Raw genomic sequence first — 25,108 nt, forward strand, 5'->3', positions numbered from 1 at the left:
TTCTTAATAAAATTTCACTACATCTTCAGTAGGCAAGAACGTTCTTTCTGCTGGTTGTTCGTTTGGTTCACCAAATGGCATTTGACCTACTAAGCTCCACTCTGCCGGAATGTTCCAAGTTTCTTTCACTTCAGCATCTACGATTGGGTTGTAATGTTGTAATGACGCCCCAATTCCTTCAGCAGATAATAGCATCCACACAGTATGTTGTAACATCGCATTTCCTTGATGAGACCAGAATGGGAACTGATCTTTGTATAATGGGGCATTTTCTTGCATTTTTTCTACAGTTGCTTGATCTTCAAAGAATAGAACTGTTCCTACACCTGCATGGAAGCCTTTTAGTCTTTCTACAGTCGCTTCAAAGTTTTCTGCTGGTACGCGTGCTCTTAGTGTTTCTTTAACGATATCCCAAAACTTTTCATGCTCTCCATCCATTAATACAACCATACGACCACTTTGCATATTGAAAGATGTTGGTGCGTGTAAAGCTGTTTTTAACACTTCTTCAATTCTTTCTTTCGTAATTGCATCGTTTTTTGTTACTTTACGAATTGAACGGCGGTTCACGATTGCTTCTTTTAAGTTTGTTGTAGTTGCTGACATTTTAATTCCTCCAAATGTTTGTTTTATAATTTATTTTGTTATTTCATAACAAGCGAATTAGCAATATCCATCGGTATTACATTGCATACCTTCAAATGAATTTGTTTTATCCTTTTCAATTTCTTTATCAATGACCCTTTCTAGTGTTTCTTTACTAGCAAGCCCTTGAATGACTTCATCTCCAATCATGACAGTTGGAACAGCCATAATATTCGCTTCATCATATGCGTGTTGAATTGCTTCTTGATGCTTTTCTTTATATTTACGAGTTACTAAAGCATCTTTAAATTCCGCCTCAGGAAGTCCTACTTCTACCGCTAATTTTGTTAACACATCAATATCTTCAATGTTTTGCTCTTCTTGGAAAAATGCTGTGAATACGCGATGATGATACTCATTACCTAGTCCACGTTCTTTCGCAAATTGACATCCTTCGAAAGCTAAATGTGTATATGGGTGTGGTGAAACACGTGGCAAGCGCATATCAATTCCTAACTTCTTCGCTGTCGGAAGAATGAAAGCATCCCATGAACCTAATTTTTCTGGTTCATTCCATGGATCTATTTTTGAATATGGACTTGGACGTAATTCAAATGGCATCCATTCAATCTCTACATCTTTCTCTTTCGCTACCTCATCTAATGGACCTTTTGCTAAAAAACAAAACGGACATATAAAATCTGAGTATACTTTCATTTTTACAGTCATAACTTTTACACCTTACCTTATCGTTATAATCAAATTAGTTACATTAATGATAAAAAAATATAAATATTATTTAAGCATTCATTTTTTCTTGCAAAGTTTCAAACAACTGCCCCATCGTAATATTTCTCAAAACTTCTTCCATCGCGGATTGTGCTTGAATTAAAATAATTTCTAACACCGCTTGAATATTCGCCCCAATTGGACAATCTGGATTCGGTTGCTCGTGAATATGAAATAGCTTGTCTTCTTCGACTACGTTCACTGCATGATACACATCTAACAATGTGATTTCATGTAAATCCTTTAGTAATCCCGCGCCACCCGGTCCACGATTTACGTAAACAAAGCCAGCTTGTTTCAAGTACGACATGATTTTACGAATGACTACTGGATTTGTATTGACACTCTCAGCCATATAGTCTGAAGTACAAAGTGAAGATGGATTGTTTTTCAAAATAGATAAAATATGAACAGCTATGGAAAAGCGGCTACTAATTTTCATCGTAATCACCACCTCGATGTAATCATTATAGTTACAACCAAAAAATAAGTCAATCCTTTTCATAGATTTTTTATAAGTAAATGAAAAAGTGTCCCATTATGATATATGAGACACCTCTTTTTATTCTGCAAATAGCGATTGAAATTCTTCAATAAATAGCTGCACAGCGATTGAAGAATCCTTTAATGAAGGAACAGCTAAAGCAATTTCTCTCCATACTTGTGGTTCCAATTCTCTCGTTTGCACATTTTTTGGTAAATTCGTTAAAGATAATTCAGCTAATATTGCAATGCCTAATCCTTCTTGAATCATATTTAAAGCTGTAGTAACTGTCGAAATTACATACTCAGCCCGAAGTGGTACATTTGCTTGTTTAAACATATCAATAATAGGTGGTTCGTATCCGCCCTTACATAATATGATTGGTTCATTCTCTAAATCACTAATTGTAATAGAGTCCTTCTTACAGAGAGAATGATCCTCTCTTAAGATAGCAACCATTTTCCCCTTCGTTAATGGAACAATCTCCATATCTTTATTAGGCAAAATAACAATTCCTATATCAATAACCCTCGATACTAACCAATCTTCAACTTCTTTAATCGTTCCTTCACAAAGAACTACTTCTAAGTTTGGATACTTCTCCTTAAAAAGGTTTATCATTTTGGGTAAGAAATGTGCAGAAGCACTCGGAAAACTACCAATTCGAATCGTCCCAACTTCGTGTCCTTTCTCCATCGCAACTTCTTGTTCAATCTTCTCTACACCGTTCAAAATCTCTCTAATATGTACAAGAATCCTGTTTCCTACATCCGTAACGAGGAGCCCTTTTCGTTTATCACGTATAAGAATAGTAACGCCTAACTCTGACTCAATACTTGAAATCGCATGACTAACAGCTGGCTGCGTCATATTTAATACCCTGGCGGCCTTCGTAAAACTACCTAACTCAACAGTTTTTATTAATACTTGCAGTTGTGTAATGGTCATAACTAATCACTTATACTCCTTATAAAAAAGATTCATTTTATTTATTACAGTCGATATCATATCATAGTGAAATGAATAACAACAAGGAGGTCTTTCAGTGACACAGCTTTCTCGAACTAAGACGGCCATAATCCTTACCTTTCTCGTTTTCATGTGGGGAATCAATTGGCCTTTATCAAAGTTTGCCCTGCATTATACACCACCTGTTTTATTTGCAGGCGTTCGAACTTTAATTGGAGGATTCATTTTACTCCTGTTCGCATTACCGAAATACAAAGAGTTACATTTAAAAGAAACGTGGCATTTATACGTTATTTCTTCTTTACTTAACATCATTATATTTTACGGATTACAAACTGTCGGCCTTCAATATATGCCTGCTGGGTTATTTTCCGCCATTGTATTTCTACAACCAGTTTTACTCGGTATTTTCTCGTGGATATGGCTTGAAGAATCAATGTACGGCTTGAAAATTTTCGGGCTTGTTCTCGGATTTATTGGTGTAGGCGTTATTAGCTCTAGCAGTTTAACAGGACATATTTCTGTTATTGGAATCCTTCTCGCGTTAGGATGCGCTATTGGCTGGGCACTTGGCACAGTATTCATTAAGAAGACTGGTCACCGTGTTAATGCCATTTGGATGGTAACACTTCAGCTTATTATTGGTGGCCTTTGCTTAATTGGATTTGGTTCAGAGTTTGAAAGCTGGTCTAGTATCGCTTGGAGTATGCCATTTGTTAGCGTACTTCTCTTTATTTCATTCTTTGTTATTGCAATGGGGTGGCTTGCATACTTCACACTTGTTGGAGCTGGTGAAGCAAGTAAAGTTGGGGCTTATACATTCCTCATTCCACTAATAGCTATTATTGTAAGTTCAATTTTCTTACATGAGGCTATTACCATTAGCTTATTCATCGGACTATTATTTATTGTTGTGAGTATTTGTTTTGTAAATATGAAACCGAAAACACTTGCTGTAAGGCAGCAAGTTGAAATGAAATAAACGTAAGAAAGAGCCTACTGTTTGTAGGCTCTTTCTTACGTCTTACTTTTTACGACGTACTACAAGAACACACGCACTTACCGACGATACTATCGCCAAAATAGATAAGACAATTGCTATCAATTGCATATTACTAGTACCTTCATTCTTTTCTACACTAGACACTTCACCATGTTCTCCTGTTAATGACGTACCTTTTGCAATTGTAGTAAGTGAATGCGGTTTTTCAGCTTTTTCATCACCTGTCCATTCAACAATTTCTCCGTCTTTATATTGTTGATATGCGTCCCAAGCTATTTTTTGCTCTTTATCCGGATTTTTAGCGACGAAAGTAAATCGCTGGAACTGGCCAGTTAAAATCCCTTCTCCTGTCGCTTCCCATACTACAGTTTTAACTTTTCCGGCTGTATCTTTTTGCTCCTCAACTTTCCATCCTGGGACTGGTTCATACTGTTGGAACTCTACTCCAGACGGTATTTTCAGTGTAACTTTCGTCGTTGCTTCATTTTTTTCAACTGGTACTTTTATCGTATAAGTCTCCCAAGAACCAATATCAGAAGTTGCTGGTTTTACAGTGACGTGCGCACTAACAGGTAACGAAAAAATTCCCATTGCAATAATTGTTGCGATCATTGTTGTTCCTAATTTTTTTATACGTTTCATTTTCTATTAGCTCCTTTTCATACATAGCTTCTTTTTATCTGCCACCAACAATAAATTTAAAATCTGTATCGAAACTATCAAGAGATTTTGTTAATCCATGAACATGTATATTCCAGTTTCCTGTCATGTTAATATACATACCTTCTGCTTCATATTCTCCCGGTGAAACTACTGAAACTTTAAATGAACCTTTTCCCATGTTCATATCTAATGATTGAGTCGTCAATATCATTTGTTCCATATCAGTAATAGGCTGTCCCTTTTCATCCTTTAGTGTAATATGGAATTTATTTTGTCCTACCTTATTCGGACTTACATTTAGCGTAAGTTCATATCCATTATCTAATTGCTTACTCTCTGTAAAAGGTCCAGTAGGAGGCATCGGTGGTGTTTGTACGTTTGTCATAAAAGCTACGATTACGAAAATGATAATTCCAATGACAAACTCTACTTTCACCGTAGCTCCTAATCCTTGCTGTGCTCGCATTCTCCCTTTCACATAATGAATAATTCCCAATATCCCCATGAAAATGAATAAAAGTATCTTTGTTAATAAAGCCAATCCATACTTCGTATCAAATAACGAGTGGATTGTTGGAATAAAAAATGTACTGTTAAAAAGGCCTGTTATTAAAATCACGATGACAGCACCTGTTGCCCACGGTGAAAAACGCTTAATCATATCCCAATACATATGCCACTTGTTATCCTCATTACGTAAAAGAAGAATAATAGATGATAAACCACCCACCCATAATGAAGCTGCGAATAAATGTAGAAAATCCATAACGACAGCAATGTCTTTAAACTTTAAACCGTATGCGTGACTATTAAAGGCCTTCATAACAAGTAACCCTATAAACAATAGTATTGGAATACTCCATACTTTAAACGACGAAAACTTCTCATGCTTCACCGCAAAATACGTAACAATTATAAGCGTACTAATGAGAACCATTTGAGTAATCCATACATAACCAAAAACAGAAAGCTGTAATGTTTCTTTTAATAGTAAAGGGTTGAATGCTTCTAGCCATGAAACATCAGCATTTATTTTCGCTTGCAGTGGTAGATTGAATAACAAGCTAATCAATATCCCAAATAAAGAGATCCATATTATGTTCTTACTCCTTAATCGAACCGAGGTTGCATTCCCTTTATACATAATAAGATTAAAGAAGAGAACTCCTAAAAATAGCGAGAAACTCGTATATAGAATCCCACGTTCCATAATCATATCGATTTGCGGGACATACCCCATCTCTTCCACTTGTACATCGTCTGTTCCCGCTTCCGCTAATCCAATACGGAATGGAATAACCCCTTGAATTGGATGCCCATCAGCTGAAATAGCTTTCCACTGAATAGAGTAGAGACCATTTTTGAGATTTTCTTTTAATCCGGCTTCTAATAGTTTTTTATTTTTTTTATCAATATGAGCATCTTTTAAATCGACTCTTTTACCTGATGTATCTCTCACATACAATGTATTAAAACGTGAAACTTGTATGTCCTCATCGAATTCAATTTTCACAACAGATGGTGCTCTCTTCAACGTTTCATTTTCCGTAGGGTTTGATTTCACAACATACGCATGAGCAGATGCACTTTTCGGTATCAATATGATAAGCACACACGCAAGTAATAGCCATATCCCTAATCTTCTCATTACTTTCACACTCATTTCACTTCTTTCTTCCTCATCGCTCTATTTTCATTACTTTAACTTCCGAAGTTTGATTCTCCGGCGAAATATTAACCTGATTAAATATAAACTTCTAGAAAGTATAACTCTTTATTTCTCTTCCATCTTTAAACTTCTAATATGATAGTAACTATCACGATAGATACAACTTACATTTTTAAAGTCGATTGTTATTATATCATAAAATATATTTATGTAAGTTATCAAAGAAGAAAAGTTATCGTGAATCATTTGTGAAGAAAATGTGAAATACATAAATAAAAAGGTATTACGTTATTACGTAACACCTTTAAAAAAATATCCCTCTTCTATTTCTCTTCCGGATAATCACAATACTCGATAATCGTTCCTTCAGTATCCGCTGGGTTAAGATAAATTAACCTTCTACCGTGCTTATTAATCCGAAGTGTATGCTCTAATGTCCGAATACCTTGTTCTTTTAACTCTTCTAGAGCCACATCTAAATCATCGACACGATACGCAACGTGATGAACACCTTTACCTTTTTGTTTAATAAAACGGGCAATTGGAGATGTCGTATTATTCGTCGGTGCAAGTAATTCAATTCTATCTCCATCCACTTCAAGAATGGCTACTTCGCTTTCCACACCAGGAGCTTCACTTACGTAACGATCTATTAAAGTTCCTAGTAACACATTTTCATAAAAACGTATCGTACTATCTATATCTCGAACTGCGATGCCGATATGATCAATTGTTTTTTTCATTTTATTTCCCCTACTACTTTATTTTTTCTATCCTTATCAATAGTAACAAAAAAAGTTATAGAAACAAGTTCTATAACTTTTTTATTTAACCTATTTTCTTATTCGCACTAGCTGGTTGAACTTGATTTTTTGCTTTTACAACGCTAATGCCATATCCGATAAATCCACCGATAATCGCTGGGAAGATCCAGCCTAATCCTACTTCCTGCATCGGAAGGAATTTAGTGAACACTTGGCTTACTACTTCAATGTTAACTCCAGCTGCACTTAATCCATCGAATAAGCTGATGATAAATGTTACGATTAAGCTCACTTGATAAACTTCAGCTCTTCCTTTGAATAATGAATGGAAGAATGTTAAGAAAATCAATACGATTGCTAGTGGATAAATTGCTGTTAATACTGGAACAGAAACTGCGATTAACTGTGTTAATCCTACGTTTGCAACAATTGCACTAAATACACATAGCGTGATTGCAATTGCTTTGTAAGGAACATTTGGGAATAACTTATGGAAGAATGAAGAACATGCTGATACAAGTCCCACACTAGTTGTTAAACAAGCTACTGTAATCATTAATCCTAATAATACTCCGCCATATGATCCGAAATAGTAGTTAGAAACTTTCGCTAATACTTCTCCGCCGTTTTCTAAATGTCCAAGCTTTGCAACACTTGAAGCACCCATATAAGAAAGAGCTGTATAGATAATTGCTAAAATAGATGCTGCAATTATTGTCGCTTTTGCACAAACGACCATAATTTGTGTTTTCGTTTTCGCACCTTTTTCTTTAATAGCATTGATGATGATAATCCCGAATACGAATGATGCAAGCGTATCCATCGTTAAGTATCCTTCTTGGAATCCTTTAAAGAATGCATGTGATGTATAAGCTTCCACTGGTGCTTGCATATCTCCAATCGGATGTATAAAAGCAACGACTACTAAAATACCGATGAAAGTCAACTTAATTGGCGTTAAAATTTTTCCAACAATATCGACAATTTTCGCGGGATTTAGCGAAAAAAAACAAGTGATGCTAAAGAATATAATTGTGAAAAGAATTAAAGGTGTAGAACCTACTCCCTCTGGCATAAACGGCTTAAGACCAATTTCATAAGATACATTTCCCGTTCTCGGTATTGCAAATAACGGACCGATCGCTAAGTATAAAACTGTTGTAAATACAATCCCGAACACTGGGTGAGCACGACTTGCTAATGACTGTAAATCATCTTTACCTGAAAAACCAAATGCTAGTACACCTAGTAATGGTAATCCAACACCAGTTACTAAAAATCCAGCGTTAGCAATCCATACATTCTCTCCTGCTGATTGACCAAGCATCGCTGGGAAAATTAAATTTCCTGCTCCAAAAAATAGTGCAAATAACATTAATCCAATAACTACTATGAACGAAAACGGTACTTTATTCGCCATAATATAACCCCCATTCAAATTTCCTTATCTCATTTTCCAATTTTAACTAATTGAATTTTCTGAATATTTAATTTAAGTATCAACTATTCTTGAACTCATTATAGTTTGCTATATAATATTTTGCAATACTATTTTCGAACTTTTCTTTTATTTTATAAATATACATTTTTTAACATGAAAAATAGACTAAAAAACCAACACGGTCATCCATGTTGGTTTTTCCATTTACTATCATAAATTAAAATTTCGCTGCTACTTTTTTAACGTTTTCTAGACCTTCTTCAACAATTTGTTGTGAACGATCTGGATATTGATTGTGTCCTTCAATTACAACTGTCTCTGGATTTGTAATTCCCCAGAATCCAAGTACAGTTGTTACGTAATTAACTGCCATTTCCATAGGAGCCATTTGCTCTGAAGAGTAATCTGAACCACGAGCACCTAACACAACTACTTTCTTACCACCAACTAAACCTTCTGGGCCATTTGCTGTATATTTAAACGTTTTTCCAGCTTGAGATAAGTATGAAATATATGTGATTAATGGTGCTGGTACTGTAAAGTTCCATAATGGGAATGCAAATACAACCTTATCAGCTTCTAAAAACTGATTTAAATATTGATCTACTGTAGCAACTGCCTTCTCTTCTTCAGCTGTTAACTCCATGCCTTGGCTACGTTTATATCCACCTGAAATCGCGATATTTCCGTAATAAGGAAGATCTAATGCAAATAAATCTAATTCCGTAATTTCTGTATTTGGATTTGCTTCTTTATAAGTACTTACAAATGTTTCATACATTTTTGAACTAACTGCTTGCTCCGCTGGACGATCGTTTGCTTTTACAAATAATACTTTTGACATTTTTTTATTCCCCTCTACATTCGTATTTTCTTCTTTTTTACCAAATAATGAGCTAAATAGTCCCATTTTCTTCACCTAATCTTTCTTTTCATATTCATTATTCATCATCATAAAAATTCTTATTCTAAGAAAAAGTTCCAATAGATACCTTAAGTTAAGCCGCCGAAACTTTTTGTTATTTAATTACCTTATGTAAGTGATTGTAATATAGTCACTTACTTTAGTCAAGTAACTTTTAATAAAAAATAAAATCTCAATTTAAAAATATTAACTAAAATACAATTGAACACCAAATACATCTTTATTACTTGTATAATAAACTTAGAGAGGAAAATTCATATATAGAAAGGATTTATTCATGAGCACTATAGAAAAGATTCAAACTTTTATTATTCTTTTTGCTGTTACATGCGGCATCGTACTCGGACAATTTAATATGATACATACGTATTCAGACCAGTTTATTGTCCCCTTCTTATTTTTCATGCTATATGGATTATTCCTCAGCATCCCATTAAAAGAAATAAAAAACGGATTTCGTAATTTAAAATTTGCTGGAACAAGTCTTACTATTAACTTCTTATGGACACCTTTACTCGCTTGGGGATTAGGAGCACTATTTCTTTCAGATCATCCAGCACTTTGGGTTGGATTTATAATGTTAATGGTTACTCCATGCACAGATTGGTACTTAATCTTTACTGAAATAGCGAAAGGAAATGTAGCACTTTCTACTGCAATTTTACCTGTAAATTTAATTTTGCAAGTACTACTCCTTCCAATTTATTTATTTTTATTTGCTGGTGTCATGAAAACTGTAGCGGTTTCTGTTTTAGTAGAAAGTATTGTTATCGTAATCGTCTTACCATTTATACTTGCACACGCTACAAAATTCATTATGAATAAAATGAAAAAAGCTGAAACTCTCGAGAATAAACTCATTCCGTTTTTCAGCTCTGCTCAAATTGTATTTTTAAGTTTAGCAATAGTAGCGATGTTTGCATCACAAGGTAAATATTTACTGCAAAATATGAATGTCGTTTTATTATTACTCGTTCCTGTTCTATTGTTCTTCATCATTAATTTTTTACTAGGACAATTTATCGGGCGCATCATGCATTTATCTTACAAAGATACAGTAAGTCTAAGCTTAACAACGTTAGCAAGAAACTCACCTGTTGCACTCGCTATCGCTGTAACAGCTTTTCCAGACGAGCCTCTTATCGCACTTGCACTCGTTATTGGACCGTTGATTGAGTTACCGGTACTAGCTTGTGTTTCACAAGTTTTGTTGCTTATTAAGAAAAAACGGCAATACGCATAATAAAAAACCGTCCCATTTTGGGACGGTTTTTATTATGGAAAGATTACATACAACACTTATTTCTTATTTATCAATACAAATGAAATTACCGAAACTACAAACGTAATAATACCAATTGTAATAAAGTGAAACTTTAATCATTGGGGGTTTTGTTCATCCCCCAATGATTATTAGCCCTCACCACTCCCGCATTAACAGATCCTTTCTAATTAAAAATGATAGGAAACGTAAATATAACGAAAGCTGCCCAAAGTCCGTATATTGGCAAAAACTTCGTAACGGCATCTTGGATAGCTTTTGGTCCTGATTTATTTTGCAAGAAACGCATATAGGCAAACATAATCCAAATGAGATTTGCCCAAATCACTATGTTTACTCCTAAAACAGCAAGTCTATTAGGCGTAATCCCGTAAGAAGAAAGTCTAAATACTATGGCTGACAATGCGACAGTGTCAATAATAAGCGCCAGAACAATTAAGGAAAAATTTATATAATCTGAAATATTCTTTTTCTCGTCCGAGTCACTTTCAACGATAGAAAATATGGTAACAGCCAATACAACAAGGAGGATTCCGTTGAAGGCCATTAGGAAATTGCGATCCAAGAACGGATTTTTCCCGACCCAAATTACCGTTATAAGATAGATAAGCAACGTGATCAGGACGAGAGGACTAAAAATTTTAGATATGTATGGTGTAATATTTTTAGCAAACTTAAGATTCATTGATACTAAGTATGCAGCCACAATAGCGAGAGCCGCTGCTCCAAATAAAACAACATTACTAAAATAGAATTCTCCTATATCTAAGTCAACAAAGCTAAATAAACGCATGGTGAATACTGCTAGTATCATTCCGCTCACTGCCATGCTCCCGTAGAGAAGACAATATTCTAAATTAAATTTAATATAGGCTAATCTTGTACTGCCTTTTAAATATTCATTTCCTGTAAACGCAAGCCCTACTAAGACCCATAAAAATATAGGAAGATGTAAATAAGCAAGGATGGTACTGTCTTTATAATTTACTGGCAACGTATTAAGATACATCCCGGAAATTAGGAACAACGCTGCAAGGGAATAAATAATACTTTTTTTGGGAGTATTATTGTAAACAAAATAAGCAGCAATAAAGGGAATTACACCAAAAGCCAAGTTAATTGGAGCAATTGCTTCCTGCTCAACAAAGTGGAAAATGATCCTGGTGCTTATGCCGGCCAGAATAGCTAAAAGGCCCATGAATAAGAAACCTTTTTGAAACAAAGATGCTTTTTCTTTATTTACTTTCTCCTTGAAATGCAACCTTTCATACCAAGCACCTAGAACCTGAGAATCAGGGTTTTGGTCCCATGCTTGTGAGAATGCTTTTTTAAAAGCTTTCGGATCTTTTCTATACATCTTCTCCAACTCATGGGGGTTATCCATATTTTTAACAATCAAATTGTTAATGTTCATAGTTATACCTCCTCTAATTTTAAAAATAAGGTTGTTACCTTTTAACAAAAGCACCTCACTCATTTATTATGATTTTGATTTTAATACAATATTTATCGTTTTACAATAAAAAATTATTATTTAAAGGATTTTTTTTATCGTTAAATTTTAAATAAAAGAAAAAACAAAAGAGCATGACAGTTTTATGTCATGCTCTTTTAACAAATTAATTCTCAAATACAAAGTTAATCTTATTATCTTTCCACTCTAATTTCGCATCAAACGTTTTCTCGCCCTTTTTAAAGCCTTTAATTAAATCAGTCTTTTCACCTTTTAAGAGCTTTGTCATATTCTTTTGCGAAATTGTTTTACTTAATATCTTCTTTGAAATGGTGAAATCACATTGCGTTGTATTATAGTTAGAACAACCGTAAAACGTTGACTTATCAATTACATCGCCATCACATTTTTTACAGCTACCAACCTTTTTACCCGTTGTAAATTTCGATCCTTTTCGTTCAATCGATTCAACATGTAGTCCCGTGAAATCCCACTTCTCAGACATTTCCACTGCATCTTCAATAATTTTAGCTGATAGCTTTTTCGTCTGTTCCATAAATGTAGCTGGTGAAGCTGTACCTTCACCAATTTCCGCAAGACGTTGTTCCCATTTCGCAGTCATTTCTGGTGAAGCTAGTATTTTATCACCAATTGCGGTAATTAATACTTTTCCTTTATCAGTCGCATACACTTGGTTTTTCTTTACATCTATATACTTACGGTCTTTCAGCATCGTAATAATACCTGCGCGAGTCGCTTCCGTACCTAAACCTTCTGTTTTCTTTAATACTTTCTCCAGCTCTTCATTCTCTAAATACTTACCAGCTGTTTTCATTAACGTAATAAGTTGTCCTTCTGTATAGCGCTTCGGTGGCTGTGTTTTTCCTTCTTTCACTTTCACCTTTACAACTTTTCCCTCTTCGCCTTCAGCTACAATTGGAAGAATGGTTTCGTCATCTTTATCGTCTTGGAAAATAACTTTACGCCAACCTTCTTGAATTTGCTGTTTTCCTTTTGAAATGAATTCAGCACGTTCATCTACAAGCGTTACAATCGTTGTATAGTCAAAGATTGCAACTTCATAATGAGCTGCAATAAGCCTTCTTACGATCATATCGTATATTTTCTTTTCATCACCTGATAGTCTGCTTGGGTTTGTAACTTGCTCTGTCGGAATAATTGCGTAGTGATCTGTTACTTTCTTTTCATTTACATAACGCTTGTTATTCATAATGGATTCAACCGGAGCCGGTAATAAGCCTTTATATTCATCAAACTGACTTAACTTCTGTAAAATATCAGGGAACGTCGCTGCTTCTCCTTGTGTAACATAGTTAGAATCTGAACGTGGATAAGAAACAATCCCTTTTTGATATAGTGCTTGCGTTATATCAAGCGTCTTTTTCGGTGAAAACTTAAAGGCTTTATTTGCCGTTGCTTGCAGTGATGATAAGTTAAATAAAAGCGGCGGCTGAAACTCTTTACGCTCCGTTTTCATTTCCTTCACAACAGCCGGTTTCCCTTGGCAAAATGCCGCAATTTTATTCGCCATATCAGGATCTTTTAAGCGGGATTCATTATCCTTTTCCCATTTTCCATCATATTTCTTTCCTTCTATATTAAAGGTTGCAAACACTTCCCAGAAAGGCTCTGACTTAAAGTTTTCAATTTCTTTCTCTCGCTTTACAATCAATGCTAACGTTGGTGTTTGGACACGACCAGCAGAAAATACATCATTCATTCCTTTTTTCTTTAACAAAATACTAAAGACACGTGATGCATTCATACCAACAACCCAGTCAGCGCAAGATCTTGTGTATGCTTCGTAATACGTATTAATTGTATCTGATTCATCAAGTAGATTTTTAAATCCTTGGTAAATAGCTTGCTTCGTTAAAGATGAAATCCATAGACGTTTCATCGGCTTTTGCACGTTACAAAGATTAATAATATTTCGTACGATCAGTTCCCCTTCACGCCCAGCATCTCCTGCGTGAATGATTTCTGTTACCTGTGGATTATGTAACAGCTGTTTCACAACGTTAAATTGCTTATACTTTGACTTTGTTACTTCAAATTGAAAACGTTCTGGAATCATCGGTAATGTATTAAGTGACCATTTTTTCCACTCTGCGTGATAATGCTCTGGATTACATAACTGCGTCAAATGACCAATTGCCCATGTACAGTACGCTCCATTTGGAAATAACTCATTCGCTTCTACCTCTAAATATCCATCTTTCCGGCGATATTTAAACTGTGAAACAAGAGCCAACCCTTGATCTGGTTTCTCGGCAATAATTAATTTCATTTTATAACTCCCTATCTGTATTCCAGTGTTACTTTCATTGTCTATATGTTTAGAAGCGATGATAAAACAACAATCTTATTTATCATTCGCGGTTTGTCTCGCAAATGGGAGACCTATAATATTATACGCTTATTCTTTATGGCTTCACAATAGAAACTCATAATATAACAATTTCTTTCACATGCTTATAATTAAAAAAGACGCCCTAAAAAATCAAGCGTTCCTTTGCTTACATCTATGAAATTGTGCAGATAATATGCAGATATTAATAAGCATAAGTACCCTCCATATAAACATATGATGAAATGAACGATAGGACAAGGAGGTATCATAATGTTTGCTTATACGTTAACTACCTTAACACTTTGCTGTACCTCGATTCTTATTACATCCTATATTTCTAAACGTAAGGGTACCCTAATGGAGTATATGGTATTTATTATGTCTTTTAGTATGAGTATCGGTTTAAGTATTGGTTTTTACTTAGGCATTCTATTTAAGGGGGAATTACTATATTCTACTTTGCTTGCTATTTTAATTAGTGGTTTTATCGGTTTCTTAATCGGTCTACGTTTTCACCTATATACTGCTTTAGAAGGAATGTTCTCTGGATTAATGGCAAGTATGATGGGAGCAATGATTACAGAAATGTTAAACGCTCAACAAGCTCATAATATATTGTTCATTAGCCTTTTACTTACTATAACGATTACTATGTCCTGTGTGATTCAATTGTTATCGGAGAACTTTTCTACTTTTATCCAACAGCGTTTTTTGTTATTACTTTCAATTAGTGTAGTAATTATCGTTGCCGTATTCGCGAAATTCCCAGATCATACTCCCTCACCTTCATCCGGGCATGATCAACACATACATTAGTACTTGCAACAAAAATGAATAAGCAGCTATCCAAAGGATAACTGCTTCCTATTATTCTGGCTTATTAGGAATGTTTTGGTTTGGAACATAGTCAGATTTATAATCTGTATAGTTCACTTCCGTTACCATCCCTGCTGAAGCATGGTGTAAATCGTGACAATGGAACATCCACTTACCCGGATTGTCTGCTACAAAGGCTACTTCATATTCTTCACCCGGTTTTAAGTTCAATGTATCTTTTACAATTGGAGAACCTTCTATCGGTTTTCCATCTTTACTCAACACCTGGAAAAAGTGTCCGTGTAAATGCATTGGGTGATCATCCATTTTAGAACGATTTACCAACTTCACTTTTACTAAATCACCCTTTTTCACTTGAATTGGGTCAATATCCGGAAATACCTTTCCGTTAATTGTATATACCATTTCATTTCCATTCATTTGCGTATTTAAGTCCATATTATATGTGGCAGTATACTCTTGATTTAATGTGAAACTACCTAATTTTTTAGTACCATATTTCATTATATCTACTTTCGGTAATTTTTCTTTTTCGTCTGCTTTATCTTTCATCTCTTTGCTGCCATCATACTCAATAACAGCTTTCATTCCTTTTGCACCTTTATTTTTTGAATGGTCTTCAACATACCATTTCCCAGGATTATTAGCAGTAAATTCAATATCATAACGTTCACCCGGTGCGATTGAAATTACTTTATCCTTTATAACTTTTGGATCGTTTATTGGTTGACCATCTGTCGCAATTACTTTTATATCATGGCCATGAACATGTATATCATGTGATAGATAACCAGCATTGACGAGTCTAAGACGAACGTTATCTCCCTTATTCACTTTTAATGGCGCTACTAAATCACCGCTTTTTCCATTGATTGTGAATAAATCGTACATACTCATATCATGACCTTCCATCTTCATATTTCCATGGTCCATTCCTTCCATATTACTAGAGCCTTTTTTATCACTGCCCATGTTCATATCAGAATGATCCATGCCGTTCTTATCATCATTCTTTTCCCCATTTTCATTACCTTTAGATTTATTACCTATTTGCCCTTTTGTCATTTCTTTTAACTGCTTATTAATTTCTTCTTTATCTGTAACCCATTCATCCAACATTAATGTGTAATCTTTATCATATTTTTCCTTTGTATCTTCTACAATGAGCGCTCCATACAAACCTCTATCTAATTGATTTACAGAATCTTGATGCGAGTGATACCAGTACGTTCCTGGTACGTTTGCTTCAAATTCGTAAGTGAAACTTTTTCCTGGTTCAACTGCATCTTGTGTCACACCTGGAATTCCATCCATGTTATTTGGGACAGGATATCCATGCCAATGAATAGATACTGGTGCAGATAATTCATTTTTTAATGTCACTTTCACCTTTTCACCTTTTTTCACCCGAATTTCTGAACCAGGAGATGAGCCATTAAATGTCCAGACTGGAACAATAACACCGTTACTTAATTTTTGCTTTTCTTCTTTCGCTATTAAAGTAACTTCTGGTCCTTTTTCAACCTTCAATGGTGTTGTAGCTGTTTCAGTCTGTAGTGTTTTTTTATCATTCATATTTTTATGATCATTTGTTGTATTTGTCGTCACAGAACAGGCAGCAATTAAAAATATTACAGAGACTGTAACGGCTGCTAATACAAATCTCTTCATGGAAAATCCCCCCTTTTTCTTTTTCAAAATCATTATAGAAGTTGATTTTCAAGAAAATAAGGAGATGTAATTAGATCTTACGTAAGCTAATTGGAAGATTACTAAAAGCGGAGACATTACAAGAGGCGAATATTTTAGAAATACAAAATGCTTTCCTTGTAGCGACTATATTAGCCGTTCTCGTATTTGTTTTGACGTTATTTCTTAAGAAACAATAACACTGGTATTATTAAATAAGAAAAATGTAGCTAAAATGCTCTTCACAAAAGAACTTACATTTTTGTATAATAAGAACTAATGTTCCTTACAAGAAGACAATAGACTCAAATTACACAAATATATCAAATAGAAGAGGATTGATATACGATGAAAATTGATAGACCAAAAATTTCACCAGAGTTATCTTCAAAGAATTTTCAAGATATTTTTTACGAAGAAGATCCAACATTAGAAGTGTGTGAAATTATAGACTCCACTTTCGAAAATGAATCTGTAGATAGAGTGCGATTGTATGATGCAGTGATAAAGAATTGTAAATTCACTAATACAGACTTTAGCAATCTTGATATTACAGATGTTTGTTTTGAAAACTGCGATTTATCAAATGTTAATTTAAGCAATTCTTCTGTTCATAGAGTCGAATTTAAAAACAGTAAATTAATCGGGGTTAATTTTGCAGAATCTAGCTTAGGAAATGTTAAATTTGAGAATTCAATTTTGAATTTAGCGGCATTTGGAAATTCTAAACTAGAAAAAATTATATTTAATGAAACTTCATTAAATAATGCAGATTTTTTTGACTGTAAACTTAAAAAAGTTGAATTCCAATTATGTAGTCTTGATGAAGCTAATTTTGATCAGACATCACTGAAGGGGATAGATATTAGTTCTTCTACCTTTGATACACTTACAGTTTCAGTGAACGATTTAAGAGGATGTAAAGTATCAACATATCAAGCTGTTCAGTTTGCTACTTTATTAGGATTAATAATTAAAGATTAGTATTTCGAAGAAAAGAACCCTATCCCGAATCATGGATTTTTTAATTGTCCACGATTCGAGATAAAGTTCAAATAAATTAGTGATGACTCTTTTATTATTTAACTACAGCTTGGTTTCCTTTTACATGTTCATTATTTACACTCATAAATTCTTCAATTTCTTCAACTTCTCTAATGATATCTTTTGACAAGTTTTCATACCCGTCTTTCGTTACAAGAATGTCATCTTCAATACGAATTCCAATTGACTCTTCTTCAATATAAAGACCAGGTTCAATTGTTATAACCATACCTTCTTCTAACATTCTATCTTTATATGTTCCTACATCATGTGTATCTAAACCAAGGAAATGGCTGACACCATGATAATAGTATTTTGATAACTCTTCATCTTCTTGAATTAAACCAATTGCTTTACACTCTTCTGCCAGTACCTTTTTTGTATGCTCATTTAATGCAGCGAACTTTAATCCCGGCTTAATAATCTCTGTTGTTTCTTTTAATGCTTTTAATACAATATTATAAATTTGTTTTTGACGACTAGAGAATATTCCATTTGCCGGGAATGTATAACTAATATCAGCGTTATAGTAGTCTTTTTGAGCACCTAAATCTAGCAATACTAAATCACCATTTTGAATTTGTGCATCATTATCTTCATAATGAAGAACTGTAGCATTTTTACCACTTGCCAAAATTGTATTGAACGCATGATGCTTAATGCCAGATGATTTCAGTGTAAAATCAAATTGAGCTTCTAATTCATACTCCATCATGTCTGCTTTTGCATGCTTAAGTACGTTGTAAATACCGTCTTTCGTTATAGCAATCGCTTCTTTAATAATTTCAATTTCTTCCTCGGTTTTAAAAACTCGTAATTCACAAATGTTCGGATATACATTACCAATTGTTACGTGTGGATATTTTTCTCTTACATGTTTAGCAAATGCTAATGTTTTTGTCTCCGTACCATTCCACTCGCGACGTTCTATATCTAAATATAGATGCTTCGCATTTTCTGTAAAGAGTATATTTGATACTGCTTTTTCAAAGCTATCTAAATATAAAACTTTCTTTATACCTGAAATTCCCTCTGCTTCTTCGCTAGAAACTGTCTTCCCAACCCATTTTTCCATTACTGGATCTGATTTTTCAATGAAAAGTGTCTCTTCTACACTATTCCCAAACTTTTTCAGCATAAAAATAACATTTGGTTCATCGATTCCCGTTAAGTAGTAAAAATTACGATTCGGTACAAATTTATAATGTGCATCAGCTGACATATGCGGTGCTTGTCCCGCAAATAAAATCGTAACGGATTCATCAGGTAATGTTTTCGTTAGTCTTTCTCTATTTTGAGCAAAAAATGTTGATTTCATAATAATCCCCCTAGTGTTCTATGTATGCTTGTGAAACTAATCATCAATACAATTCATTCTATTATTGTTATAATTTTTCGTCAATTAATTATACTCATAGCGAAAGGAGAATTTTCATTACTCGGGCCCCTTCCACGCTAAATTATGCATACCACTCCACAATTTCTTGATATTTATTCCATATACTTAAAATCTCATATATAGGAAAGGGGCCATAACTTTGAAACATTATGTAGCAACAGGGTTAGCAATTACTTCTTTATTAATAATTTCAGGATGTTCTAGCAACGTCGAAACAGCACCAGTGAAAAAAGAAACGGTGCAATCTCAGCCAAAAAATATAGAAACAGCAAATACGAGTCCGCAAAACTTCTATAAAGAAATTACATCTGGAAAAATCGAGCACATTCACGGAATTGGCTATGCAGGAAATATGTCTGGGGTTTCTATCGCCACTCATAGCGGGATAAAAGTTTATCAAAATGGAAAATGGCTTGAAACTAAAACTGGACTACATGATTATATGGGCTTTCAGGCAACGAAGAACGGGTTCTTTGCCAGCGGTCATCCTGAACCAGGTGCAAATTTAAAAAATCCTTTAGGATTATTGAAAAGTTCTGATGGCGGTAATACCCTTGAAAAGCTAGCGTTTTATGGAGAATCCGATTTTCATAACCTTGCTGTCGGATATAATACGGAAGCAATTTATTTATACAACGAACGCCCTAATTCTGAATTACAACAAGGTTTTTATTTCAGTACGAACAACGGACAAGAATGGAAAAATAGTAAGTTAAAAGGTCTTTCAAGTACGATTCATTCCTTTTCAGTACATCCGAATCAATCTAGTGTAGTCGCGGTAAGTGCTAAAGACGGTGTTTACTTATCTACAGATTACGGAAATACATTTGAACTATTCGCTAAATTACTTGAATCGACCGCAATTACATTAAGTAATGAAGATGTTATTTACGCCCCTATTAATAAGCAAATCGTAACGAAGAAATCAATTGCTACAAATGAAGAAACAAACATACAAATTCCACCTTTAGATTCTAAAGATGCAATTATGTATATTTCACAAAACCCTCAAAATTCAGCCGAAATCGTATTTGCTACAATGAAATCAAATGTATTCCTCTCTACAGATGAGGGTAATACGTGGAAGCAGATTGCTAATGAAGGAACATTCCAATTTAAGTAGAAGGGTGAATATAACGTGTTTTCAACAATAAGTGAATGGAGCTATCAACTCATGTCTCCTTTAATGGATGCCGCGAATGCTACGAAATCTGTACCTCTTTTATTTTCGTTTTTATTAGGCATAGTAGGTACCCTTGCTCCTTGCCAATTAACAGGAAACATTAGTGCTATTACACTTTATAGCAACCAATCTTTACAAAAGGGACATGTATGGAAACATATACTTTTATTCATTTTAGGAAAAATAATGGCTTTTACGACGCTTGGACTATTAGTATGGTTTTTAGGAAAAGAGATTCAGCAAATATTGACTTTGTATTTTCCATGGTTACGAAAAATGATGGGACCCCTATTAATTTTAATGGGGCTACTGTTGTCAGGTATTATAAAAAGAAGATATTTCTTCTCGATTAAATTTATACGAAATCAAAATGAAGTTGGTTCATTTTTACTCGGATTCTTCTTTTCCTTAGCTTTTTGTCCGACTATGTTCGTTCTATTTTTTGGAACGTTAATCCCTTTATCTTTATCATTTAATTACGGGTACTTGTTTCCAACGTTCTTTTCGATAGGAACTGCTCTTCCTATCGTCGTATTAATGTCCTTCATCTCCTATCTGGGATTAAACGGGGCATTACTAAAGAAGAGCAGGAAAATAGGAAATAGCATTCAGCGTATAGCTGGTTTTCTCCTTATTTTAATCGGATTTTATGATACTGCTCTTTATTGGTAATACATACAAAAGATAAGCTCTAGTGAAATGAGCTTATCTTTTGTAATATTATATTCATTTTTTCTTTTGCTGTAGTTGAGCTAATAAATTCTTAACAAACGCGAGAAACAGCGGGTCATTCTCTTTTTTAGGTGACCATTGCATAATAAGTTGTCGTGGAATTGTAATTTCTATCGGCTGTACAATGAAGTCATGAATAATTTGCTTATGTAGTCCTGATAACGGAACGATTGTTATGCCATTAACTTGTATAGTAAGTGCTAATGCTGAACTAATTGATTCTGACTCCATCACTTTATTAACTGTTATTTCATTTTTCATCAAATACGGTTCGAGCACTTCTTTGCAACCAGAAAGTGGCATAATAAAAGGATAATTTTTTATATCATTAATAGTAAGGTTAGGCGGAACTTTTTTTGAAGAAACCATAACATACGGATCTTCACCAATGACATCATAATGAAATCCTTGTATTAAATTTTCTTTTATAGAAATAGAAAAATCTGCACTACCTGATGATAGCCAATCTAACACTTCTTGATAGCTTCCTTCTCGAACTGCAAGTACATATTGACTATGATCAATATTCCCTAGTTGAATACACTCCGCCAAACAATATACAGTAACGGAAGGATACGTAGCTAGTACAATTTTATACAAGCTTTTATTCTTCAACTGGAAAGCTGTTTCCTCAAGTTTTTCATACTCCATTAGAAGTCGATTCACACCAACTAAAAATTCTTTGCCATTTTCAGTTAGAATCGTTCCTTGTCTAGAGCGATCAAATAACGTTATAGCATATCGTTTCTCTAATTTGTTAATAATATGGGTTATTGCTGGCTGTGTCATATGTAATTCCTTTGCTGCCAGACTAATACTATTTAAACGAGCCACATATGTAAAGACTTTAAAATCAAAAACATTCATTCTGTTCTCCTTATATAAAATATATTTATATCATCTATAAATAACCTTCATTATATTTATGAAACCACTTCATTTACACTGAGTATACATCATCAATATTACAAATAGATGAAACTTATATACCCTAGAGGAGTGTTGATTAAATGAGTACTTACATTTTAGTACATGGAGCATGGCAAGGTGAATGGGCATGGGAATTAGTAAAACCTCAACTAGAGGCTTTAGGTCACACTGTTATTACACTAGACTTACCTGGAAGTGGGAAAGATACAACTCCTTCACAAAATATAACGTTAGATTCCTATGTTGATGCAGTAACAGCTAATATAAATCAACAAAATGAAAAGGTTATTCTTGTTGGACATAGTATGGGTGGAATCGTTATCACTCAAACTGCTGAACTTATACCAAATAAAATCGATAAATTAGTATATCTTTGTGCTTTCTTACCACGAAATGGAGAAAGTCTTGGTAGTAAATTAGACGGAGAAGATGGCCCGCAATTCACTATAAATGAAAATGACTTGACTGCTGAACTTATACCTAATCTAATTGAACAAACATTTTTAAATGCTACAGAAGACGGTTCTATTAAAGAAGCATCTTTTAATCAAATGCGTCCTCAACCACTAGGACCCTTCCAACAAGAGCTGAAAATATCTGAAGAAAACTTTGGAGCCATAGATCGCATTTATATTGAAACGACTCTAGATAGAGCGATTCCAATTGATTTTCAGCGCCGAATGAATACAGAAACACCTTGCAAGAAAATTATTACTTTAGAAGCTGATCATTCTCCATTTTTCTCTAAAGCATCGGAACTTGTTCATTACTTAAATGAATTAAACTAAATTTTTCATAAAATAAATAGACACTCACAGGTGTCTATTTATTTTACTAATTAAAAGCTATCTTTACTCTATCTACATTGCCATGCCCTTTTGCTTCATCTCCCACTTTTTATACAGTAGTACTGCACCAAATAAAAATACTCCCGCAACAAATGAAGCTACTGGTAACATCTTTATCATTCCATCTGGAAATACGAGCGGCAATAATGGAAATGCATACGCTGCCGGAATACGTACACCAACAATTTTTAATAAAATAAGCATTAATATCATATTTAATAAAGTGACTACAATCCATGAATCAATTGCAAAGTACAATACCATTCCAACAGTTGCAGATGCAGTTAATACTACTATTTGTTTAAAAGCCATTTTTTCATTGTACATCGGCTTTTGAAGTGATTCATATACAACAACTAATATTGGTGGAATAACTGCTAATTGTTCATAACCAGTTATCCAACATAAACTAATCCATACGAAATTTAGTATGAGAAATACAGTCATATATTTATACTGTATTTGCACTTTTCGCTTAATACCGTTATTCAATTTAAATATAAGAACACCAACCATTAAAATAAATGTTAAAGCGAATACCGCGATAACAAATGACCATTCCGTCGCATTTGTTACTAATGGTAATAAACCTGTCGCAATAGATGGTGCTAAATTGGATTGAATTACACGTAAAAAAAGCATCATGAATACAAGCGTTAAACTTACTTTCCCTAAATAAGCAATATCCATTTGATTCACCATAAAACCAATCACAGCTGTTATTGAAGGTGCAATGAAGATTTTTTCTGGTTGCCTTAACCATCCTGGCTCACGATACGCCCATAAAGCAATTGCCATCGCTGCTATTTCCGGTAGAATAACTTCCGGATCATTTAATAACACACCCGCTTTTACCATGGCTAAAATAAATAAAATAGCAATCGTATATGAGATGATTGTTTCTTTCTTTGAAATTACTGCATTCATTATTACATACTCCTTTGTGCTCATTTCTTTCATAATGTAAAACAACAAATTTCATACCCTACTACGGTATTGTATATTAACATCTTTTCTATTTCAAGTATCATTAAGTTATTCACATCCTTTTTCACTCCATACCCTTACAAAAAAGAAATTTTTATAGACGTTGACACTTAATGAAAGATAGGTTACAATAACTATACATTAGTAAGTAACTAATGTGATTAATTCTAACTAGAGGTGAATCAAATGAAAAACATTTTATTCCGTATTAACGAATTGTCAAAAAAAGAAAAAGCAACTGGATTAACAGTTGATGAAAAACAAGAACAACAAATGTTGCGTCAAAACTATACACAAACATTTCGTGGAAGCTTAGATTCCATTTTATTAAATACAAAAATTGTTGATTCGAATGGTCTTAACGTTACACCAGTTGCATTACAAGATGCTCAAATACGTTTAAAATTAAGCAAATGAGTTCCGCGCTAAAGAATTTCAATAAAACATAAACAGAGCTGGATTTCCTATATAGAAATTCCAGCTCTGTTTATTGTCTTTTCTAATTTAGTAAACGAGCGATACATCGCAATTCTCCACGACACAATCATCGCAAATGCTAGTAAGAAAAACATGCCGCTTAACTCTGCCAAATCAATTGATTGGCTTAAATATGACTTTAATGCCACGCGTACAGCTAATAAGCCTACTAAAATGAATATGAATGCTTTTGACGGTTTCATAAATATATGTTCGCCTTTTATTTCGAACTTAGTTGTTTTAATAAGAAAAATAGAGAAAATAAGCCCTATACTAATTGCCTCGACTATTTCTAACGATGTTAATCGAAACTCTGGTAAAAAGTACATCATCGCGCCTGTACTCATAAAAATTGGCGGCAATATAATTTTCTTTTTCGTTACCGGCTTTTTCGCTGCTTTAAAACGTAGAAACATTACCCCAACAGCCATACAAACTGCTACGACACTTGATAAAAGTGCTATCATACTTTCCACTCCTATCTATTTAAATGACTTTTTTAGCAAAATCATAAACCATAAGTAACTACATGCCGCATTATAGAATTTCTTCATTATATTCCTCCTGCTGTAAACTTTCCA

At 34.0% G+C, this 25,108-nt stretch carries 24 protein-coding genes; 8 read left to right on the forward strand and 16 right to left on the reverse strand.

Features of this window, described 5'->3' with window-relative positions; genetic code table 11:
* Positions 1 to 3: 3 nt before the first annotated feature.
* The 4 genes from MRP26_RS02455 to MRP26_RS02470 form a co-directional block, all read right to left on the reverse strand.
* Complete coding sequence (locus MRP26_RS02455; RefSeq protein WP_001277021.1) at positions 4 to 606, reverse strand: nitroreductase family protein; 603 nt, start codon at positions 604 to 606, stop codon at positions 4 to 6.
* A gap of 57 nt (positions 607 to 663) precedes the next feature.
* Positions 664 to 1,314: a DsbA family oxidoreductase gene (locus MRP26_RS02460; RefSeq protein ID WP_000216673.1), complete on the reverse strand. Its 651-nt coding sequence runs from the start codon at positions 1,312 to 1,314 to the stop codon at positions 664 to 666.
* A 70-nt stretch (positions 1,315 to 1,384) separates the two neighbouring features.
* Positions 1,385 to 1,816, reverse strand: a complete 432-nt coding sequence (locus MRP26_RS02465; protein WP_000704073.1) for an Rrf2 family transcriptional regulator — start codon at positions 1,814 to 1,816, stop codon at positions 1,385 to 1,387.
* 120 nt (positions 1,817 to 1,936) lie between these two features.
* On the reverse strand, positions 1,937 to 2,806 hold the full coding sequence (locus tag MRP26_RS02470) for a LysR family transcriptional regulator (protein ID WP_000156774.1): 870 nt from the start codon (positions 2,804 to 2,806) through the stop codon (positions 1,937 to 1,939).
* Positions 2,807 to 2,903: 97 nt separating this feature from the next.
* Here MRP26_RS02470 and MRP26_RS02475 point away from each other — a divergent pair, with 97 nt between their 5' ends.
* Positions 2,904 to 3,809: a DMT family transporter gene (locus MRP26_RS02475; protein ID WP_023521703.1), complete on the forward strand. Its 906-nt coding sequence runs from the start codon at positions 2,904 to 2,906 to the stop codon at positions 3,807 to 3,809.
* A 42-nt stretch (positions 3,810 to 3,851) separates the two neighbouring features.
* Here the strand turns inward: MRP26_RS02475 and MRP26_RS02480 are convergent, their stop codons facing one another.
* From MRP26_RS02480 to MRP26_RS02500, 5 genes are all read right to left on the reverse strand, one after another.
* Positions 3,852 to 4,472: a YcnI family copper-binding membrane protein gene (locus MRP26_RS02480; protein WP_065228652.1), complete on the reverse strand. Its 621-nt coding sequence runs from the start codon at positions 4,470 to 4,472 to the stop codon at positions 3,852 to 3,854.
* A gap of 34 nt (positions 4,473 to 4,506) precedes the next feature.
* On the reverse strand, positions 4,507 to 6,156 hold the full coding sequence (locus tag MRP26_RS02485; protein WP_141544858.1) for a copper resistance CopC/CopD family protein: 1,650 nt from the start codon (positions 6,154 to 6,156) through the stop codon (positions 4,507 to 4,509).
* A gap of 329 nt (positions 6,157 to 6,485) precedes the next feature.
* Positions 6,486 to 6,905 (reverse strand): VOC family protein, encoded by a 420-nt coding sequence (locus MRP26_RS02490; protein WP_000750850.1) that lies wholly within the window; start codon positions 6,903 to 6,905, stop codon positions 6,486 to 6,488.
* A gap of 85 nt (positions 6,906 to 6,990) precedes the next feature.
* Positions 6,991 to 8,346: a branched-chain amino acid transport system II carrier protein gene (gene brnQ, locus MRP26_RS02495; RefSeq protein WP_197241801.1), complete on the reverse strand. Its 1,356-nt coding sequence runs from the start codon at positions 8,344 to 8,346 to the stop codon at positions 6,991 to 6,993.
* A 238-nt stretch (positions 8,347 to 8,584) separates the two neighbouring features.
* Complete coding sequence (locus MRP26_RS02500) at positions 8,585 to 9,277, reverse strand: FMN-dependent NADH-azoreductase (RefSeq protein WP_000522528.1); 693 nt, start codon at positions 9,275 to 9,277, stop codon at positions 8,585 to 8,587.
* 292 nt (positions 9,278 to 9,569) lie between these two features.
* Here MRP26_RS02500 and MRP26_RS02505 point away from each other — a divergent pair, with 292 nt between their 5' ends.
* A complete protein-coding gene (locus tag MRP26_RS02505; protein ID WP_061660355.1) occupies positions 9,570 to 10,535 on the forward strand; it encodes an arsenic resistance protein in 966 nt (321 codons plus the stop codon).
* 205 nt (positions 10,536 to 10,740) lie between these two features.
* Here the strand turns inward: MRP26_RS02505 and MRP26_RS02510 are convergent, their stop codons facing one another.
* Positions 10,741 to 11,988 (reverse strand): DUF4153 domain-containing protein, encoded by a 1,248-nt coding sequence (locus MRP26_RS02510; protein ID WP_197241802.1) that lies wholly within the window; start codon positions 11,986 to 11,988, stop codon positions 10,741 to 10,743.
* Between the two features lie 205 nt (positions 11,989 to 12,193).
* Positions 12,194 to 14,338: a DNA topoisomerase III gene (topB, locus tag MRP26_RS02515; RefSeq protein ID WP_000766771.1), complete on the reverse strand. Its 2,145-nt coding sequence runs from the start codon at positions 14,336 to 14,338 to the stop codon at positions 12,194 to 12,196.
* Between the two features lie 333 nt (positions 14,339 to 14,671).
* On the opposite strand from topB, the gene MRP26_RS02520 reads away from it, so the two are divergent.
* Positions 14,672 to 15,217, forward strand: coding sequence for a hypothetical protein (locus tag MRP26_RS02520; protein ID WP_242805944.1), 546 nt, complete (start codon positions 14,672 to 14,674; stop codon positions 15,215 to 15,217).
* A 51-nt stretch (positions 15,218 to 15,268) separates the two neighbouring features.
* On the opposite strand, the gene MRP26_RS02525 is transcribed toward MRP26_RS02520, so the two are convergent.
* The gene (locus MRP26_RS02525) at positions 15,269 to 16,909 is read right to left on the reverse strand and encodes a multicopper oxidase family protein (protein ID WP_097853467.1); all 1,641 of its coding nucleotides are present in this window, start codon (positions 16,907 to 16,909) and stop codon (positions 15,269 to 15,271) included.
* Positions 16,910 to 17,275: 366 nt separating this feature from the next.
* On the opposite strand from MRP26_RS02525, the gene MRP26_RS02530 reads away from it, so the two are divergent.
* Entirely contained in the window at positions 17,276 to 17,911 is a 636-nt protein-coding gene (locus MRP26_RS02530) for a pentapeptide repeat-containing protein (protein WP_197241803.1), read from the forward strand.
* A 94-nt stretch (positions 17,912 to 18,005) separates the two neighbouring features.
* Here the strand turns inward: MRP26_RS02530 and MRP26_RS02535 are convergent, their stop codons facing one another.
* On the reverse strand, positions 18,006 to 19,289 hold the full coding sequence (locus MRP26_RS02535) for an aminopeptidase P family protein (protein ID WP_000842977.1): 1,284 nt from the start codon (positions 19,287 to 19,289) through the stop codon (positions 18,006 to 18,008).
* Between the two features lie 220 nt (positions 19,290 to 19,509).
* Between MRP26_RS02535 and MRP26_RS02540 the strand changes: the two genes are divergently transcribed.
* Together MRP26_RS02540 and MRP26_RS02545 are read left to right on the forward strand one after the other, a co-directional pair.
* Positions 19,510 to 20,493, forward strand: a complete 984-nt coding sequence (locus MRP26_RS02540) for a F510_1955 family glycosylhydrolase (protein ID WP_197241804.1) — start codon at positions 19,510 to 19,512, stop codon at positions 20,491 to 20,493.
* A gap of 15 nt (positions 20,494 to 20,508) precedes the next feature.
* Positions 20,509 to 21,225, forward strand: coding sequence for an urease accessory protein UreH domain-containing protein (locus MRP26_RS02545; RefSeq protein WP_219993459.1), 717 nt, complete (start codon positions 20,509 to 20,511; stop codon positions 21,223 to 21,225).
* Positions 21,226 to 21,279: 54 nt separating this feature from the next.
* Here MRP26_RS02545 and MRP26_RS02550 read toward each other — a convergent pair whose 3' ends face one another.
* Complete coding sequence (locus MRP26_RS02550) at positions 21,280 to 22,152, reverse strand: LysR family transcriptional regulator (protein ID WP_001100328.1); 873 nt, start codon at positions 22,150 to 22,152, stop codon at positions 21,280 to 21,282.
* A gap of 143 nt (positions 22,153 to 22,295) precedes the next feature.
* On the opposite strand from MRP26_RS02550, the gene MRP26_RS02555 reads away from it, so the two are divergent.
* Positions 22,296 to 23,003: an alpha/beta fold hydrolase gene (locus MRP26_RS02555; protein WP_000109165.1), complete on the forward strand. Its 708-nt coding sequence runs from the start codon at positions 22,296 to 22,298 to the stop codon at positions 23,001 to 23,003.
* 72 nt (positions 23,004 to 23,075) lie between these two features.
* Here MRP26_RS02555 and MRP26_RS02560 read toward each other — a convergent pair whose 3' ends face one another.
* Positions 23,076 to 23,990 (reverse strand): hypothetical protein, encoded by a 915-nt coding sequence (locus MRP26_RS02560; RefSeq protein ID WP_197241805.1) that lies wholly within the window; start codon positions 23,988 to 23,990, stop codon positions 23,076 to 23,078.
* Positions 23,991 to 24,236: 246 nt separating this feature from the next.
* On the opposite strand from MRP26_RS02560, the gene MRP26_RS02565 reads away from it, so the two are divergent.
* Entirely contained in the window at positions 24,237 to 24,467 is a 231-nt protein-coding gene (locus MRP26_RS02565; protein ID WP_197241807.1) for a DUF896 domain-containing protein, read from the forward strand.
* A gap of 47 nt (positions 24,468 to 24,514) precedes the next feature.
* Here the strand turns inward: MRP26_RS02565 and MRP26_RS02570 are convergent, their stop codons facing one another.
* Positions 24,515 to 24,994, reverse strand: coding sequence for a CcdC family protein (locus MRP26_RS02570; protein ID WP_000561074.1), 480 nt, complete (start codon positions 24,992 to 24,994; stop codon positions 24,515 to 24,517).
* Positions 24,995 to 25,108: the final 114 nt, after the last annotated feature.

It is taken from the genome of Bacillus sp. CCB-MMP212 (genome assembly GCF_022748145.1).
Lineage (GTDB): Bacteria > Bacillota > Bacilli > Bacillales > Bacillaceae_G > Bacillus_A > Bacillus_A cereus.

Excerpts from the sequence above, each read along its gene's own strand:
- MRP26_RS02460 (WP_000216673.1), bottom strand. The coding sequence starts at position 1,314 with ATGACTGTAAAAATGAAAGTATACTCAGATTTTATATGTCCGTTTTGT.
- MRP26_RS02525 (WP_097853467.1), bottom strand. The coding sequence starts at position 16,909 with ATGAAGAGATTTGTATTAGCAGCCGTTACAGTCTCTGTAATATTTTTA.
- MRP26_RS02560 (WP_197241805.1), bottom strand. The coding sequence starts at position 23,990 with ATGAATGCAGTAATTTCAAAGAAAGAAACAATCATCTCATATACGATT.
- MRP26_RS02485 (WP_141544858.1), bottom strand. The coding sequence starts at position 6,156 with ATGAGTGTGAAAGTAATGAGAAGATTAGGGATATGGCTATTACTTGCG.
- MRP26_RS02490 (WP_000750850.1), bottom strand. The coding sequence starts at position 6,905 with ATGAAAAAAACAATTGATCATATCGGCATCGCAGTTCGAGATATAGAT.
- MRP26_RS02470 (WP_000156774.1), bottom strand. The coding sequence starts at position 2,806 with ATGACCATTACACAACTGCAAGTATTAATAAAAACTGTTGAGTTAGGT.
- MRP26_RS02550 (WP_001100328.1), bottom strand. The coding sequence starts at position 22,152 with ATGAATGTTTTTGATTTTAAAGTCTTTACATATGTGGCTCGTTTAAAT.
- MRP26_RS02500 (WP_000522528.1), bottom strand. The coding sequence starts at position 9,277 with ATGGGACTATTTAGCTCATTATTTGGTAAAAAAGAAGAAAATACGAAT.
- MRP26_RS02520 (WP_242805944.1), top strand. The coding sequence starts at position 14,672 with ATGTTTGCTTATACGTTAACTACCTTAACACTTTGCTGTACCTCGATT.
- MRP26_RS02530 (WP_197241803.1), top strand. The coding sequence starts at position 17,276 with ATGAAAATTGATAGACCAAAAATTTCACCAGAGTTATCTTCAAAGAAT.
- MRP26_RS02465 (WP_000704073.1), bottom strand. The coding sequence starts at position 1,816 with ATGAAAATTAGTAGCCGCTTTTCCATAGCTGTTCATATTTTATCTATT.
- topB (WP_000766771.1), bottom strand. The coding sequence starts at position 14,338 with ATGAAATTAATTATTGCCGAGAAACCAGATCAAGGGTTGGCTCTTGTT.
- MRP26_RS02570 (WP_000561074.1), bottom strand. The coding sequence starts at position 24,994 with ATGATAGCACTTTTATCAAGTGTCGTAGCAGTTTGTATGGCTGTTGGG.
- MRP26_RS02510 (WP_197241802.1), bottom strand. The coding sequence starts at position 11,988 with ATGAACATTAACAATTTGATTGTTAAAAATATGGATAACCCCCATGAG.
- MRP26_RS02565 (WP_197241807.1), top strand. The coding sequence starts at position 24,237 with ATGAAAAACATTTTATTCCGTATTAACGAATTGTCAAAAAAAGAAAAA.
- MRP26_RS02480 (WP_065228652.1), bottom strand. The coding sequence starts at position 4,472 with ATGAAACGTATAAAAAAATTAGGAACAACAATGATCGCAACAATTATT.
- MRP26_RS02505 (WP_061660355.1), top strand. The coding sequence starts at position 9,570 with ATGAGCACTATAGAAAAGATTCAAACTTTTATTATTCTTTTTGCTGTT.
- MRP26_RS02555 (WP_000109165.1), top strand. The coding sequence starts at position 22,296 with ATGAGTACTTACATTTTAGTACATGGAGCATGGCAAGGTGAATGGGCA.
- MRP26_RS02535 (WP_000842977.1), bottom strand. The coding sequence starts at position 19,289 with ATGAAATCAACATTTTTTGCTCAAAATAGAGAAAGACTAACGAAAACA.
- MRP26_RS02455 (WP_001277021.1), bottom strand. The coding sequence starts at position 606 with ATGTCAGCAACTACAACAAACTTAAAAGAAGCAATCGTGAACCGCCGT.
- brnQ (WP_197241801.1), bottom strand. The coding sequence starts at position 8,346 with ATGGCGAATAAAGTACCGTTTTCGTTCATAGTAGTTATTGGATTAATG.